This window comes from Stieleria sp., assembly GCF_041595215.1.
In the GTDB taxonomy this organism is placed as follows: Bacteria; Planctomycetota; Planctomycetia; order Pirellulales; family Pirellulaceae; genus Stieleria; species Stieleria magnilauensis.
Genome location: NZ_JBFHKV010000066.1, coordinates 1 through 15,083 on the forward strand (window position 1 = coordinate 1; position 15,083 = coordinate 15,083).

The following is a 15,083-nucleotide window of genomic DNA, read 5'->3' on the forward strand; positions in this document are numbered from 1 at the left end:
ACCATCGAAGCCGCGTTGTCAAACTTCAACGTGCCATCAACCGAGATCTGTTTATCTTCTTTCAACAACACCGAGACACCCTGATTGACCGACAGCGTCGCGTTGGATTGGATCTCGAATCCGCTCGGGAACACGTAGCGAAGATCAACCGTCGTCGCCGTGCCGATCAGATTTAGGTCCAGCGTTTCCCCGGTCGGCAGTGAGCCGGCCAGGATGTTGATGTCTTCAAAACGCAGGTTGTCCGCAAGTCGTGAGGCATCTTGCAGGTGTTGATAGGGCACCGAAATCGTCTGATTGAACTCATTGCTTTGGACCCAGGTCGTGGAGGCATCGGCAATCAGACTGCCGTCATCGAACACAACCGTATCCCAGTCGAAACGGGAATCGGTCGCCATGAATTTCCCGCCCGCCACGACCGCGATGCGTGTTCGGTCCAACGCGTTGCTGATCGTGCGACGCGTGAAGTCGGTGTCGTCGATGTCCAGCGTCCCTGTCCCGCTGACGACGATTCCGGAATCCTGTCCACCACTTCCATCGGTGATCTCGACGCCGGCCGAATGGTCGAATTTCAACATTCCATCGACGGTGACGTTGATGTTCTCAGAAATCCTGACCGGGACGTTTGCTCCGACCTCAACGATCACCCCCGACGCGATCTGAGTGTCGGCGACGAACTCCACCGGATCGGACGGGTCGGTGAACGTCAGGTTGCTGGTGATCAGCCCTGAAACTGCGGCCAGCACTCGGCGATTTTCCAGTCGTTCCAAGCGGGGACGCAGGGTCGGGCGACGCAGTCGTTTCGAAAGTGCAGTGCGTTGACGCGTTGACCGGTGTGCATTTCGACGTCTCATGTCATGTTTCCCCGATGCGTGTGCAGATCAAAAAATGTCCCAGTGTTGGCTGCTCGCAAGTGAAATCGCACCAACACACCGACGGCGTCCTCGTCGCCCTCGCGACGTCGGGCCGGCAATCCGTTGATCGATTCCCAGGGGAGCATGGCGAGACCCCCAGGTAGCGTCCGCCAGGCAAGAGCTTATGCTGGTCAGGGGGTGGTGTCTATGCTCTTGCGAGGGGATGTTCGATGGGATTGATTGAAGAAATGCCAGGGCTGAGCGGATCAATCAGTCTGGCGTCCGAGGCGTCGAACTTGTTCAATGCAGCCTGCCCCGCCTTGGGGTGCAGGTGCACACCCCTCGGGCAGACTGGCAATTGGCACTGCGTTTGCTCTTCTGAGAAACTGCGATGGAGATAGAGAGAGAAGGAGAACGAGCAGAAGTGCCCGTTCGACAAAAAGTCGTCGATCCATCGATCGGCGTTCCCCGCCGACCACGTTCAGCATGCCCATGAATTTGAAAACAAACTCGACGGTCACGACACTCGCCACCGACTTGGATGGAACGTTCATCCCAGTTCATGAAACTCCAGAGCAACACGCGGCGGTCAAGCATCTGGGCAGTCTGGTTGAAGAACATTCCCTGCAGCTGATCTTTGTCACCGGACGCTCGTTCGAGCTGACGTTCGAAGCGATCACGCAATTCGACTTGCCGCATCCGGCTTCGATCCTGTGCGACGTCGGGTCCACTATCTGGCATCGCGGCGAGGATGGCAGTTACGAGCAGGACCGCGATTACGAACAGGCCTTGCTGGATCGGATGGGACGTTGGACCAATGCGAGCATCCAATCCGCGCTCTGCAAGCGTGTCGAATGGTTGACGCCACAAGATCCGCGTCAACAGACGCCGCTGAAGTGCAGTTTCGACTTTCCGCACCGGGCCGTTTCGGCGGTCCGCGAGTCGGTCGCGATGTGGATCGTCGAGTTCGATTGCCCGCTCGCATTCACCATCAGCCGCGATCCGGAAACCGGTGACGGTTTGTTGGACATCCTTCCGATCAACGTCAACAAGGGTTCGGCAATCCATTGGTGGGCAACCCGTCGTTCGATCGATCCCGCATCGATCGTGTTCGCCGGGGACTCCGGCAACGACACCGCGGCAATGACCAGCGGGGTTCGCGCCGTGCTGGTGGGGAACGCGGACGAACAATTGCGTGCCGAAACCAGGGACGCGATGCGGGATCAACAATGGCTGTACTTGGCCAACGGAATCGGTCCGGAAGGAGTCCGAGACGGATTGATGTATCACCTCGGTCGACGCGAGGAGTGATTGGTCGGCACGCGAGTCTGTTGAGCGGAGCCACTCACTTTGGCGACGAAGGCGTTCGGCCGATTCGGCTAAACCGAATACCGCTAAATCGACATTGATGGGCGCCGCTCGCGCTGGCGCGAACCGGCTGATGTCAATTGGCGATCAGCCGTTTGGCGCCAGCCTACGGGCACTGCCCTGATCAAAACCTAGTGGAGTTAGCGGTGTTGGGCTAAATCCTCTTGAGCCACAGCAGTTCGTACGGCTGCAGCAGCACGGGTTCGGCGGTCCCGTACTCGACATCGTTGAGCAGATTTTTAAAGAAACGACCGAGTCCGGCGGTCCGCAATCGATTTGCGTCCAAGACCTGGGCGTGTTCGGTGAAGTTCGCCACCACGACGACGTTGGACGCTTCGTTGGAGCGGACGTAACCGAGCAAGTGATGGTTGCCGGTCGGAAACAGTTTCATTTCCTGGCCGGCGAAGGCCAGCGTGCGTTTTCGGATCGCGATCATCGATTGCAGCGAACGGAAGATGCGTCGGCGAATCGAGTCGCGTCCGGATTCGTCATCCAACTCCTCCAAGTACTCCCACTTCATCCGCGGCCGGTGAATCCAGCGGGAATCGCCGGCCTTGGCGGGGTCGGTGGTGAAGGAGTAGTCGTTCAACATGCCCCACTCTTCGCCCATGTACAACAAGGGGATTCCGCCGATGCTGAGTGTGACGCCGTGCAGCAGCATCATCCGTCGTATCGCAAGTTCCTTGCCTTCTTCGTCTTCTTGCTCGATCGCCCGTTCCAGGCCGGCCAGTGACGCCATGGTTCCCGAGATCCGCATGTCGCCGGTCTCGTGATTGTGCTGGAACGGAACACCCCTGGCGAAGGAACCTTCGAACTGGCCTGAATAGAACGCATTGAGGAAGTTGCGATGGTCGTAGGCGTTGATTCCGATCGACGCCGCGTCGTCATCATCGAACGTCCAGCCGATGTCATCGTGGCAGCGCAAGTAATTGACCCACGACGTGCCATCGGGCAACGAAAAACGTCGCGAGAGTGTTCGCACCAACAAATCGGTTCGCCGGGTCGCCAGGGATTCCCACAGCAGAGCCATCAACGTCGGGTTGTAGGAGACCTGGCATTCATTCTTGTCGATGTACTTGACGACTTCATCGGGGTGCACGATCGCTTCGGATTTAAACACCAGCGCCGGCGCGGCCAAACGCACCAACCGATTGAACGCGCGGATGACCAAGTGTGCTTGGGGCAGATTTTCGCAACTGGTGCCCATCTGTTTCCAGATAAAGGCCACCGCGTCGAGACGCAGGAAGTCGACGCCCAGGTTGGCGATAAACAGCATCTCATCGAGCATCGCTCGAAACACGGCGGGATTGCTGTAGTTCAGATCCCACTGAAAGCTGTTGAACGTGGTCCAGACCCAGCGTCCCATGCCGTCGTGCCAGGTAAAGTTACCGCGGCGAACGGTGGGAAAGATCTCGCGCAGGTTGCGTTCGTATTGCTCCGGCACCGATCGATCAGCGAAGGTGTAATAGAACTCCTGGTATTCCCGTTGTCCGGCCTGGGCTCGCTGGGCCCATTCGTGATCGTCCGACGTGTGGTTGAACACGAAATCCAGCACCAGACTGATGCCGGCTTCACGAAGGTCATCGGCCAGCAGCTTCAAATCTTCCACCGTTCCCAGGCTGGGCGCGATCGTTCGATAATTGCTGATCGCATAGCCGCCGTCGTTGTTTCCCGGACGGACCGCAAACAACGGCATCAGGTGCAAGTAGGTCAGCCCCAGGTCCTTGAAGTACCCGACGTGCTCGCGCAACCGGCTCAGATTGTCGCTGAACAGGTCGACGTAGAGGGCGCCGCCGACCACGTTTTCGGACTGGAACCAATCCGGCTCGATCACCCGATGGCGGTCGATTTCACACAGGTCCTCGCTGCGCTGGGCGAATGCCAGCGCGCAGGTCAACAGCACCTGTTCGAGATGATAAAAGAAATCGTAGCGTCCGCTGTAGAGTTCATGCAGCTGCGCGAACAACGGTCGCCAATGCTCTCGCAATCGCGTCTCGAAGATCTTTTGTCGCTCATCCGATGTCGAATACTGTTCCCAAACCTGCTCCAACCGCGGCTTGAGCCGTTGCAGTGATAGATCGGCCTGAAATGACAGCTCATCAAGCTCTGCCTGGGTGTCCGTACCGTAGTCAATCAATCCGATCATTGGGAATTACGATTTTGTCCAAAAAGTTGTAGTACTCGATGCCTTCCAGAATTCCGCCCGCGTGCGGCGTGTTTGCGAAATAGATGCGCGGTCGATTCTTCAGTCGATCCAGTTCGCGGCTGTGATTGGCGACCACGACGCCCAAGGTTCGCCCCAGCAACATGCCGGCATCGTTGCCCGAATCACCGGCGACCAGGACATGATCCGGCTGAAAGCCCCATTTCCAGAGCACATGCCGCATCGACAGGTCACTGCCACCCCGGACCGGGATTACATCTAAAAACATTCCGAGGGACAACACCACCTTAGCCCTCAGTCCGGCTTCTCGCAGTTTCTTTTTGACGTTTGTGACCGTGATTTTACTCGGGTCCATATCGAAGCTGACCTTGAATTCGGATTGTCGGTCTTCCGACTGCGGGGTCAACCCTTCCAGCTCCTCCAGACAGGCGAGGATCCCGTCCCGATCCCAGGCATAACCGATCGATTTCTGCCAGGTCCGGTCAGGGGTCATCGACTCCCCGTAGTGCAATTGAGTCCCCGCATCGGTGTCGAGCAGATCCGGTTGCGGCAACCCGAGCGACTCGATCAATTCCAACGCGCTGTCGCGTCGCCGTCCGGTCGCGATGCCGAATCCGATGTGATCGTTCTCGCGAATCAGGTCCGCAAACCGTCCCAGGGCCTCGTCGTCGCCGGTCAGCGTGTTGTCCAAATCGGTGATGATCATGCGATCAAATTGCGGCAGCCGACGTACCGGACGGTTCACCGAACTGGGGTACGTTGCCCGTTCCAGGATCTCTTTCACGTCGCGGAGATAACGCGAGGCGTGGTTGCTCCAGGCATAGTGCTTACGCGTCCCCGCGATCCCCGCCTGCGAGAATTTTTGCCAGACGTCTTCTTCGGTCAGCACCCGCAACAACGCTCGTTCGATCTCGCCGGCGTCGAGCGGATCGATCAGCAGCCCGTTTTCACAGTTGGAAATGATGTCCCGCGGTCCGCCATCGTTCGTCGCGACGATCGGCAGCCCGGTCGCGCCGGCTTCCAGCAAGGTCAGCCCGAACGGCTCGGTCAGCGCGGGGTTGATGAAGACGCCCTTGGACTGCGCCGCCATCCGGTACAGATCGGGCACGTCGGACGGGCGATGGGTCTTGGGATAGGCCACCTTGCCGTACAAGTTGTACTTGTCGATCAAATGCAAGATATTGGTGATGATCGTCTGCTGACCCTTGGGGAGCTCCCGCAAATCGTCTCGCGTTCCCAGGATCAAGACCAGGTTCGCAAACTTCTGCAGTTCCTCGCTTTCACCGTAGACCTGGACCAGCATCTCCAGATTCTTTCGCTCATCCGGGCGAGCCATCGTCAGAATCATCGGCTTGTCGCGGTCGCGTAGAAACGGCTCGAGCGCCTTGTGGATTTCCGGTTCGTGATTCGGGGCGGCCTGCGGAGAAAAATTGGACAGGTCGACGCCCGGCGGGATCACTTCCATCCTCGCCGGGACATAATGATCGTACAGCTCGTACTGTTGCTTTACTTCCTGGTTCGTACTGGTGACGACCATCGCGGCCGTCTCCAACGCCGTCTCTTCGGCCTCGATCCGCTGCGTGAACTTGTACTTCTTTTCCAACGCTTCGGGGTTCGTTTTGCCCCCCGACAACCGCTGGCGTTTGACCCGGCCGAGCGAGTGACCGGTGAAGATGTAAGGCAGATGCAGCAGCTGCGCCAGGTGCGCCCCGGCGATACCGGCGTCGGCGTAGTGGCCATGAATCACATCGGGTATCCCGTGGCGTTTGAAGTGCGCGAGTGTCTGGTCGATGAACATCTCGATGTAGGGCCACAGCGATTCTTTCTTCAAATACCGTTTCGGCCCGAAGGGGATGCGAACGATCTTGGCGCACTCACCGATCGGCTCTTCCAGAACCGCATAGTCCTCCGAGACCTTGGGGTCGATGATCTGTCGGGTTAAAAGTTGCACCTGACGGACGTTCGACCGCGCTCCCAGTTCGCGAGCGAGTTCCAAGACGTATTTCACCTGGCCACCGGTGTCGGCGTCGCAGCCGAGCTCGGGGTCGGTGCCGCGGATCAGCCCGTGCAAGCTGATCAGGCAGATGTTCAATTCGCCGGCCGCCTCAACGTTCAAACTCTCGCTGGGCGGCGCAAGCACCTGAGGAATCGTGTCATTGGGTTGGGGATGGTTTTCAGATTCGATGATCGAGCTCATTGATTCTTGGATCCGTGTCAGTGGCCGGGCAGACAGCCCGCCTGTGGTAGGTACAAACAACGCCCTAAGGAATGGCAAGTGGTATGCCAAAGAGAATCGCGGCGGGGCCAGCCGCCCTTAAGCGACGCTAAGGTGCTCAGAAAGCGGTCGAGATGGATGCCCCACCCGCCGGTTCGGGGGAATCTGATGGGACCTGGGCCTGGAATGCAAATCCGTCTTCGCGTCGATTGATTTGACTGCATTGAAGACCTCGAGATGCGAACACGCGTCGTGAATGCTCGGCTGCTTCCTTGCCTGCGGTGCGAATCCGCCAGCTCTGTGTTCCGGTCGTCGTGACGACAATTTTCGGCGTTTTAATCGTTTTCCTTTTGGTTGAGGGCACATCGAATGGACGTCGGCCGGCGCGATTCTCCACGGATGAACGATTGACGCGCCCCCTGGGGCGATCCCCTTCAGGCTGGTCGATTACCGACCAGTGTGGTCGATCGTCGTTCATTGCGGCGCAGGCTGTTCAATCGCCGACAAAGGCTCACTTCCCCAGAGCGCGTTGGGGCTCGCTCGCCGCCTGTCGACCCACCAATGACGGGCTGGAAACCTCTCTCACGGGCTTCCGCTGCGCAACTGCGTCACCGGGCGAACGGCTAGTGTGAAGTGTCGGGATCGTCTGACCGACGTGGTGGGAAATAAGCGTGCAACTGTCATTCCAACCCGGGCCGCTCACTCGGGCAAGAAAACGGCGCTGACGTTTTTCGACGTCAGTCCCGCGTCCCCGGTGATCGTCGCAAAAGGGACATCGGCGGCATCGCGACCGGTCGCAATGCGGACCAGACCGTCGACGGCGGCCAGCTCGGTGGGATCAAAAAAGTACCACTGACCGCTCAAGAACACTTCCATGAATCCATGGAAATCGGGTGGCTGCAACTGGGCGGCATAGCCGGACACGTACCGCGCCGGCACGCCGATGCCCCGGCACAGCGCGATCGCTAGGTGTGCGTAGTCGCGACAGACCCCGGTTCGTTGCAAGACAACGTCCGCCGCCGTGGTCATCACGCCGGTGCTTCCCGGCGTGTAATCGAGATGTTCGTTGACCCAATCACAGATCGCTTGGATTCGCAGCAGCCCGGGCTGAACCTGCCCAAACTCTTCAAACGCGAATCGGCCCAGCAGATCACTTTCGCAGTACCGGCTCGGGTTGAGATAGGGCAAGACCTCCATCGGCAGACTGCCCACGTTTGATTCGGGAACATTGCCCAGATCGGTCGGTTGAGAAATCGAGACGACCTCGGCTTCGTATTCGATCGTCAGTTGGCAGGGTTGCACGGACAGACGCTGCATCGTGTTCCCTTCCAAGCCGACGTCCAGCGTTTCCATCTGGATCTCCGGGTGGACCGTCAGACGCTCATTGTGCACCTCCTGCCGATCGGTGCGGGCCGCTGCGATTTTGAACAACATGTTGGTCGGCTGACGCACGTCGTATTGAAGCTGGCTTTCAACTTTGATGGTCGGCATGGCACGCTTAACTCTGAGTTTGATCTTGGTTCGGCGGATTCAACACACCCGAAGGGCCGGCAGCATCAAAGCTGGCAGAGTTGAGCAATGGATCGGCCCAGGACATCGGCAGTTGCCCAAGGATGTCTTTGAGCCCCTGTGCCCAGCTGTCTGATGTTTCGGCAAGATCCGCCTGGGTCAAACGTTGATAAACAGGAAGCCGGCTTTGCGTTGAAATCACCGCAACGTCAATCGGATAGCCGACGTCGGTGACACTGGCGCGCGTCGCATCAAAGGCCAGAAAGGCGAGCGCCAGGGCGGCACGCAAGGGAGTCTCGAACGTCAGCAGGCGATCCAAGATGGGTTTGCCGTAGTAGGTGCGTCCGATCATGAAGTACGGCGAATCGATCGCGCACTCGACCCAGTTCCCTTCCGGATAGACATAGAACAACTGGGGGCGATCATCGGCGGGCAAACAACCGCCGATGATCGCGTGCAGGTTGAACGAGTGCCCGGTGGAGGATAGGGAGGGGCCGTCTTCCTCTTTCACCCGCCGCAGTTGTTGACCGAACAGGTTGGCAAATTGATACAGCCGATCCTGCGTTTCTCCGCCCCCGCGCAGCGATTCTTCGACGTAAACCAGCGTCTTGTCGCGGACCGACCGCAGTCCACTGGTCATCGTGAACAAGGCGCTGTTGCCGTGCTGAAACGCGGCCAGCTTTTGCTTGTTGACCTGCTCGCTGCCCCGAACAATGCGGGTGTCCGCCAGGGCGATGATCCCTTCGCGGACTTGGATTCCGATACAGAACGTCATCGTTCGGTTAACACGTCGGTGGATGAATTCAATGATCGATCTTCCACTCGCGGCACAACGCCAGCGCCGCGATGATCGCCGCCTTGGGATGATCTTCCTGGTTGCCGGCCCGCTTGGCAACCACACGACCGGTTCACGCCCAGCGGCTGGACCAACTCGCCGGGGCTGGGGCGTCCGTCGAGCCCCCGCGGGCGGGCGCCTTTCGGTCACGTCTTTATTTTCTCTGTCGCGGAGGCTGCCATCGGCTAAAGTGAACGGTCGGTCAACAAACGGCCGCCGGTGAACGTTCAGCGGCGTGTGACTGCCGACTCCGCCGACCGCCGACTGAAATGGGAGCCGACTGAAATGGGAGACCGAACGATGAATCCTTCGCTGGACCGTAGACGATTTGCAATGGGCAGCGGGGCGCTGATCAGTGGATGGCTGCTCGCCGGTGATCGCCAATCCAACGCGGAGGAGCGCAGCTTGACCGAGAAGCGTCTGGTGCGGCTTGGTCTCAATGCCCTCGCGCGAGCGCCCGAAATGAACTACTTCGCCGACGGCCATCGCGGCGCGTCGATGATTTCGGCGCACCTGATGTGCGTCGACAACGGCTTCGATGATGTGGCCGCCGGCAGAATCGTCCAACTGTTCGACCTCAATTGGGCACCGTCGAAGCTGTGTGAACCGTTCCCCGACCAGGATCCCGTGCCCGACGCGGTCGAACAGGTCGGCAAGGCGCTGGCCGAAGGCGGCGGGGTGTTGCGCGAAGTCGGCCACGACGCGATCTTTGCGATGCACGCGATCAAAGCGTTTCGCATGCTGCCCGAAACCGCCACGCCCGAGCGGGTTGCCGGAATCTGCAACCTGATCAAAGCCTTCAAGCCCTGGCGCGACATCCAACCGGACGACGCCGTTGACCCGCCACCGTTCGAGGATTCGCAGGCGGCATCGCGATTTATCCTGCAAGAAGCCAGCGATGCGATCGATCGGTTCGTCGGCTATGGACAAGGGTTCGCCGGGCACATGCTAACCTTCGGTCAGTCGCTCGTTGAACTCGCCGCGATGGGAGATGTCGAATGGGCCGAGAGTTGTCGCACCGCGTTTCGAAAATACGTGACGGTCACGCGGTTGGGCCCCCAACCGGGCGACCGCAAGATCAAAGATCACCCGCTCAGCCCGCTGCGTCCCCGAGACGCGGAATACTGGCAAAAACGAGGCGACAAAACCTTGGGCATCGGCCACGTGTTCAAGTATCCCTACGGCTACTATGACCTGCTGGCGCGAGCCAATGACCCCGAATTGGCGAGCCGCTTGGACGCCAAGGCCTACCATTTGTTTTAGTCCCGGCCCACGCCAACCTTTCGGTTCGGCCTTTGGCGTGGGCGGGGATGGCAGAATGCTACGGGGCGGCATGAGAGAATGCTACGGGGCGGCATGAGATCGGGGCGAGATTGACAACCCGTTGACGGGTTTTGCCCTTTTTCGAGGCCTTGGGGTTAGCAGAACGGCTTTCAGTGGCGACACTACACGACGCTTTGCTGTTTTCCGTTTCACGTCTCACGCCCCATCGAGCGTCCCATGTCCATCCAGTGGTTTCCCGGCCACATGCATAAAGCTCGGCTTGAAATGCAGGCGACGTTGCCGAAAGTGGACGTGGTCATCGAGATCCTCGATGCGCGGATTCCGTATTCCAGCGAGAACCCGTTGCTGGCCGAACTGCGCGGCGACAAACCCTGCTTGAAGGTGTTGGCCAAGAGCGACCTGGCCGATGAAGCGATGACGGCGACCTGGCAGGCTTACTTTGAGCAAACCGTCGGTGTGCGCAGCCATGCGGTGACCACCGACGACGTGCCGACGATTCGACGCTTGAAACCCATCGCGACCCAGATGGTGCCCCACCGCAGCGGCCGAACCGTGACCGCGATGATCGTGGGGATCCCCAACGTCGGTAAATCGACGATCATCAACTATCTGGCGGGTCGAAAGATCGCCAAGACGGGCAACACGCCCGCGGTCACCAAGCAACAACAACGCGTCAACATCGGCGACGGTGTCACGCTGCTCGACACGCCGGGAATGCTGTGGCCCAACGTGCTCAACGCCAATAGCGGTTACCGGTTGGCATTGCTCGGTTCGATCAAAGAAACGGCGATGGAGTATGCCGACATCGGTTTCTTCGCCGCGCGGTACATGCTGGCCGAATACCCCGACAAGCTGACCGAGCGTTACGAGTTGAATCCCAAGCCGACGACGGAACTGGAAGCCATCGAAGCGATCGGACGCAAACGCGGCTGTTTGGGCAAAAACAATCTTGTCGACATCGATCGCGCCTCGCGAATCCTGGTGACGGAATTTCGATCAGGCGTCTTCGGCCGATTGACGCTGGAGACGCCCAAGATCATGGAGCGTGAGAAAACGCAAACCGCGATCCTGGCCGCCGAGAAAGCGGAAAAGGATGCCGCCAAAGACGCCAAACGCAAGAAGCGATTTCGCGATCAACAGCGCGCCAAGCGAAAAGCACGCGAACGGCGTTGAGTCCCGTCGGCTCGCGCCAAACGGCGGATCTTCGTTTGCCATCCGCCGGCTTGCGGCCTGCCGCCATCAAGTGCTTCACCGCGATGTACCCGCCCCGCACGTCCGATCTCCCTCAACGAGGTCGTGAACGTGACGGTCCTGAGGGGAATCCTCCCTTTGGCGGGTTTGCAAAAGCGGCCCCTTCAATCGCGGTCTACGCTCCCCACAATGGCTAGAGACTGCCTTTGCCCCGGCGAACGATTTGATGACCCCAAGACCTTCCGACGACCGCGACGCCCCTGCCGGCCAGGGGACGGCGTTTGACTACGTGTCGCGTCGCCCTGGTGGATGGACGATCCCCGTGTTGGTGATCGCCTGGAGCGTGATGGTGGCGGCCGGCCTGGGCATCGTCTGGCGATACGAACACACCGCCGGCCCGCTGCACGTCGCACCGGATCGTTGGCCGAGCGACTCGCAAATCGAACGGTCACCGGAGCGTTGGACGCTGGTCCTGTTCGCCCATCCCAAATGCCCTTGCACTCGCGCCACTCTCGGCGAACTGGCCCGAATCATGACGCAATGCGCGGATCGGGTGCAGGCTTCGGCGTTGTTCGTCAAACCCCCGGCCTGCTCGCTGGAACCCGGTTGGGAATACTCCCAGCTCTGGCAGGCCGCCGAACAGATACCGGACCTTAGCGTGTATGCCGACCCCGGTGGCGTGGAAGCGAATCGGTTCGCCGCAGCGATCTCCGGTTTGGTCTTGCTGTACGACCCGGCCGGTCGATTGAGGTTCCGCGGCGGCATCACGGCCTCGCGCGGACACAGCGGCGACAACCTGGGGCGATCCACGATTGTCCAATTATTGAACCAAGGCTCTGGCGACGTGGACAGCACCAAGGTCTACGGTTGCGAACTCGGCACCAACCTTCAGGAGACCCATCAATCATGTCATCAACCGTAGCTGCCACGCCGGATGCGGGCGACCGCCGCCGTGCGGACGAATTATTGCGAGAGCAACAACAGCTCATTCACGTTCGTACCGACCGACTGTTCGCGGCGCTGATGGTCATCCAGTGGGTCGCCGGGATCATGGCGGCGCTGTGGATTTCGCCACGGACCTGGTCGGGCGCGATCAGCGAAACCCACGTGCATGTGTGGGCCGCGATTCTGCTGGGCGGAGTGATCACCGCCTTGCCCGTCCTGTTGGCTTGGAAACGACCGGGACGCGTCGTCACGCGACACATCATCGCGATCAGCCAAATGCTCACGTCGGCATTGTTGATTCACTTGACCGGCGGACGTATCGAAACGCACTTTCACATCTTCGGTTCACTCGCGTTCCTGGCCTGCTATCGTGACTGGCGGGTCCTGTGCACCGCGACGGTGGTCGTCGCCGCCGATCATGGGCTACGCGGTTGGTTGTGGCCCGAATCGGTCTACGGTGTGATCGGCGGAGCGCCGCTGCGTTTGATCGAACACGCCGGTTGGGTCGTTTTCGAAGACATCTTTTTGATCGTCACGATTCGACAAAGTCTGGCCGATATGTCACGCAATGCCTGTAACCAGGCGCAGTTGGAATCGACCAATTCACGCATCGAAGCCGAGGTGCATCGACGGACCGAAGAGCTCCGCGAATCGGTGGAGGAGACGGCGCGAGCGAGCCGTCAATTGGTTCACGCCAACAAGGCTCTCGAAGAGCAGAACAAAGAACTCGATCAGTTCACGTACATCGCCAGCCATGACCTCCAAGAACCCGTTCGCAAACTGGTCTCCTTCAGCCGCTTGCTGGAACAAGACATCGATGGTGACTTGAACGAAGACGCCCAACGCGACTTGCAATTCATCGTCGATGCCGCCAAACGGATGCGTAGCCTGGTGCAGGCGTTGTTGGAGCTTTCTCGCGTCGGCCGGTCGGCGATGAAACACGAGCCGGTCGATTTGGAACAATGTGTCGATGACGCCCTCGATTCATTGGAGCTGCGCATCAAGGAGACCGGCGCCGTGATCACTCGGGATGAATTCCCCACCGTCATCGGCGACCGTACCATGTTGACGCAGCTGTACCAGAACCTGGTCAGCAACGCGCTCAAGTTCACCGACGAAGTGTCTCCCACCATTCAAATCTCCGTCACGCAAAACGAGGATCACTGGGTGCTCGGCGTCCGCGACAACGGCATCGGCATGAAACCCGAATACGCCGAGCGAATCTTCCAGCCCTTTCAGCGATTGCACAACCGTGGCGAGTACGAGGGCACCGGCATCGGACTGTCGATCTGCAAGAAAACGGTGCAGCGACACGCCGGCGAGATTTGGGTGGAATCCGAACCGGGCCAAGGCGCCCATTTTCGGTTCTCCTTGCCGATCGCCGAACCGCAGATCGAACCAACGGCCCCGACCGAATCGATCGAAACCGAACCCGTTGAATTAGCGATCTGCTAATCCCGCCTCCCAATCTGCTACCCCCATCTCCTACCCCAATGGAACTCTGATGAGCGACCAACCCCAACGTCGACGACCCGCCGTGATTCTTCTGGTCGAAGATGACCCCGGTGATCAAGAGCTGACACGCCGCGCACTCAAACACGACTCGATCCATGTCGACCTCCGGATCGCCAACGACGGCGTGCAGGCGATGGAGTACTTGACGCGACAAGGCGAATTTGAAGATCCGGAATCCTCCCCCACCCCGGATCTGATTCTGCTGGACTTGAACATGCCCAAACGAAACGGACGCGAAGTGCTCGGCGACCTGAAAGAACACGAGCATCTGTCACGCATCCCCGTCGTTGTGCTGACGACCAGCGAACAGGAAGCGGACATCCTGCGCAGTTACGACCTGGGATGCAATTCCTACATCCAAAAGCCGGTCGACATCGATCAATTCACCGAGTCCGTCCGTCGGCTCGGTACGTACTGGTTTAATGTTGTCACCTTGCCGTCGGCAAGCGTCCCCGCTTGATCCCAATACCGCTGAGATTATTAGCGGCATTGCGTTTGAACCCCACTGCCAATCACTCCCCGACGCCAAGCCGATCCACATGGGCCACACCTCCCTCGACGCCGCCAAGATTCTGCTCATCGAAGACGATGAAGTCGACGCGTTGCTCTTTCAACGAGTGCTCGCCAATTGCACCGGTCGCTACGAACTGGACGTTTGTGTCACCCTGGATTCGGCGATTCAGTGGATCCTGAACCATCAATGCGATGTCGTGCTGCTCGACTTTTCGCTACCCGATTCCTTCGGGATCGAAGGGCTGCGCAAATTGCAATCTCGATTCGCCGATTTGCCGGTCGTCATGTTGACCGGGTTGGACGATCCCCAGACGTCGCTGGATGCCCGCGAAAGCGGCGCCCATGCCTATGTCGTGAAAGGACAATTCGATTCCGTCGAGTTGGACGAAACGCTGACCAGTGCGATCCACAGCGGCCGACCGCTTCATGGAGATCAATGGAGGAGTCGCTCGCGCCTGCGAGAAACGGAAGATGCCAAACGGTAGTCAGTCGATTGGGGCGAGCCATCGGGACCCACCCTAGTATTCCGCCGCACCTTGGTTTTCGGGCAGGCGGTAGTGGACGAGGCGACGAGCTGACGATTACCCACAAGTCAGCTGTCAGGTCCGAAGGCTTGCCAGCAGAGGGCGAAGTCGAGCATGCGTCGAGTGCCTCGCCAGATCACTTCGGCTCCGGGCGGACCGTCGCTCGGTC

Annotated in this window: 12 protein-coding genes; 7 read left to right on the forward strand and 5 right to left on the reverse strand. The window is 59.4% G+C overall.

Annotation, left to right across the window (positions count from 1 at the left end; genetic code table 11):
• Positions 1–851, reverse strand: an 851-nt coding sequence (locus ABX749_RS04425; protein WP_372894930.1) for a hypothetical protein, incomplete at its 3' end; no start/stop codon positions are given.
• A 492-nt stretch (positions 852–1,343) separates the two neighbouring features.
• Here ABX749_RS04425 and ABX749_RS04430 point away from each other — a divergent pair.
• Entirely contained in the window at positions 1,344–2,162 is an 819-nt protein-coding gene (locus ABX749_RS04430; RefSeq protein WP_372894931.1) for an HAD-IIB family hydrolase, read from the forward strand.
• 211 nt (positions 2,163–2,373) lie between these two features.
• Here ABX749_RS04430 and ABX749_RS04435 read toward each other — a convergent pair whose 3' ends face one another.
• The 4 genes from ABX749_RS04435 to ABX749_RS04450 form a co-directional block, all read right to left on the reverse strand.
• Positions 2,374–4,365 carry an amylosucrase gene (locus ABX749_RS04435; RefSeq protein ID WP_145218581.1) on the reverse strand — a complete coding sequence of 664 codons (1,992 nt, stop codon included), beginning with the start codon at positions 4,363–4,365 and terminating at the stop codon, positions 2,374–2,376.
• Positions 4,349–6,580: an HAD-IIB family hydrolase gene (locus ABX749_RS04440; protein ID WP_372894932.1), complete on the reverse strand. Its 2,232-nt coding sequence runs from the start codon at positions 6,578–6,580 to the stop codon at positions 4,349–4,351. Before ABX749_RS04440 ends, ABX749_RS04435 begins: the two co-directional genes overlap by 17 nt.
• 717 nt (positions 6,581–7,297) lie before the next feature.
• Complete coding sequence (locus ABX749_RS04445) at positions 7,298–8,089, reverse strand: transglutaminase family protein (protein ID WP_145218583.1); 792 nt, start codon at positions 8,087–8,089, stop codon at positions 7,298–7,300.
• Between the two features lie 7 nt (positions 8,090–8,096).
• On the reverse strand, positions 8,097–8,882 hold the full coding sequence (locus tag ABX749_RS04450; RefSeq protein ID WP_372894933.1) for a proteasome-type protease: 786 nt from the start codon (positions 8,880–8,882) through the stop codon (positions 8,097–8,099).
• Between the two features lie 297 nt (positions 8,883–9,179).
• Between ABX749_RS04450 and ABX749_RS04455 the strand changes: the two genes are divergently transcribed.
• The 6 genes from ABX749_RS04455 to ABX749_RS04480 all read left to right on the forward strand — a co-directional run bounded on the left by ABX749_RS04455 (position 9,180) and on the right by ABX749_RS04480 (position 14,875).
• Complete coding sequence (locus tag ABX749_RS04455) at positions 9,180–10,205, forward strand: hypothetical protein (RefSeq protein ID WP_372894934.1); 1,026 nt, start codon at positions 9,180–9,182, stop codon at positions 10,203–10,205.
• Positions 10,206–10,442: 237 nt separating this feature from the next.
• Entirely contained in the window at positions 10,443–11,399 is a 957-nt protein-coding gene (ylqF, locus tag ABX749_RS04460; RefSeq protein WP_372894935.1) for a ribosome biogenesis GTPase YlqF, read from the forward strand.
• Between the two features lie 244 nt (positions 11,400–11,643).
• Positions 11,644–12,339: a hypothetical protein gene (locus ABX749_RS04465; protein WP_372894936.1), complete on the forward strand. Its 696-nt coding sequence runs from the start codon at positions 11,644–11,646 to the stop codon at positions 12,337–12,339.
• Entirely contained in the window at positions 12,324–13,817 is a 1,494-nt protein-coding gene (locus tag ABX749_RS04470; protein ID WP_372894937.1) for an ATP-binding protein, read from the forward strand. The genes ABX749_RS04465 and ABX749_RS04470 overlap by 16 nt, the downstream gene beginning before the upstream one ends.
• Positions 13,818–13,866: 49 nt before the next feature.
• Positions 13,867–14,337, forward strand: coding sequence for a response regulator (locus tag ABX749_RS04475; protein WP_372894938.1), 471 nt, complete (start codon positions 13,867–13,869; stop codon positions 14,335–14,337).
• A 79-nt stretch (positions 14,338–14,416) separates the two neighbouring features.
• Positions 14,417–14,875 (forward strand): response regulator, encoded by a 459-nt coding sequence (locus tag ABX749_RS04480; protein ID WP_372894939.1) that lies wholly within the window; start codon positions 14,417–14,419, stop codon positions 14,873–14,875.
• Positions 14,876–15,083: the final 208 nt, after the last annotated feature.

What these genes read in the sequence shown, in the direction of transcription:
- ABX749_RS04430 (WP_372894931.1), top strand. Translation starts at nt 1,344, where the DNA reads ATGAATTTGAAAACAAACTCGACGGTCACGACACTCGCCACCGACTTG.
- ABX749_RS04435 (WP_145218581.1), bottom strand. Translation starts at nt 4,365, where the DNA reads ATGATCGGATTGATTGACTACGGTACGGACACCCAGGCAGAGCTTGAT.
- ABX749_RS04440 (WP_372894932.1), bottom strand. Translation starts at nt 6,580, where the DNA reads ATGAGCTCGATCATCGAATCTGAAAACCATCCCCAACCCAATGACACG.
- ABX749_RS04445 (WP_145218583.1), bottom strand. Translation starts at nt 8,089, where the DNA reads ATGCCGACCATCAAAGTTGAAAGCCAGCTTCAATACGACGTGCGTCAG.
- ABX749_RS04450 (WP_372894933.1), bottom strand. Translation starts at nt 8,882, where the DNA reads ATGACGTTCTGTATCGGAATCCAAGTCCGCGAAGGGATCATCGCCCTG.
- ylqF (WP_372894935.1), top strand. Translation starts at nt 10,443, where the DNA reads ATGTCCATCCAGTGGTTTCCCGGCCACATGCATAAAGCTCGGCTTGAA.
- ABX749_RS04465 (WP_372894936.1), top strand. Translation starts at nt 11,644, where the DNA reads ATGACCCCAAGACCTTCCGACGACCGCGACGCCCCTGCCGGCCAGGGG.
- ABX749_RS04470 (WP_372894937.1), top strand. Translation starts at nt 12,324, where the DNA reads ATGTCATCAACCGTAGCTGCCACGCCGGATGCGGGCGACCGCCGCCGT.
- ABX749_RS04475 (WP_372894938.1), top strand. Translation starts at nt 13,867, where the DNA reads ATGAGCGACCAACCCCAACGTCGACGACCCGCCGTGATTCTTCTGGTC.
- ABX749_RS04480 (WP_372894939.1), top strand. Translation starts at nt 14,417, where the DNA reads ATGGGCCACACCTCCCTCGACGCCGCCAAGATTCTGCTCATCGAAGAC.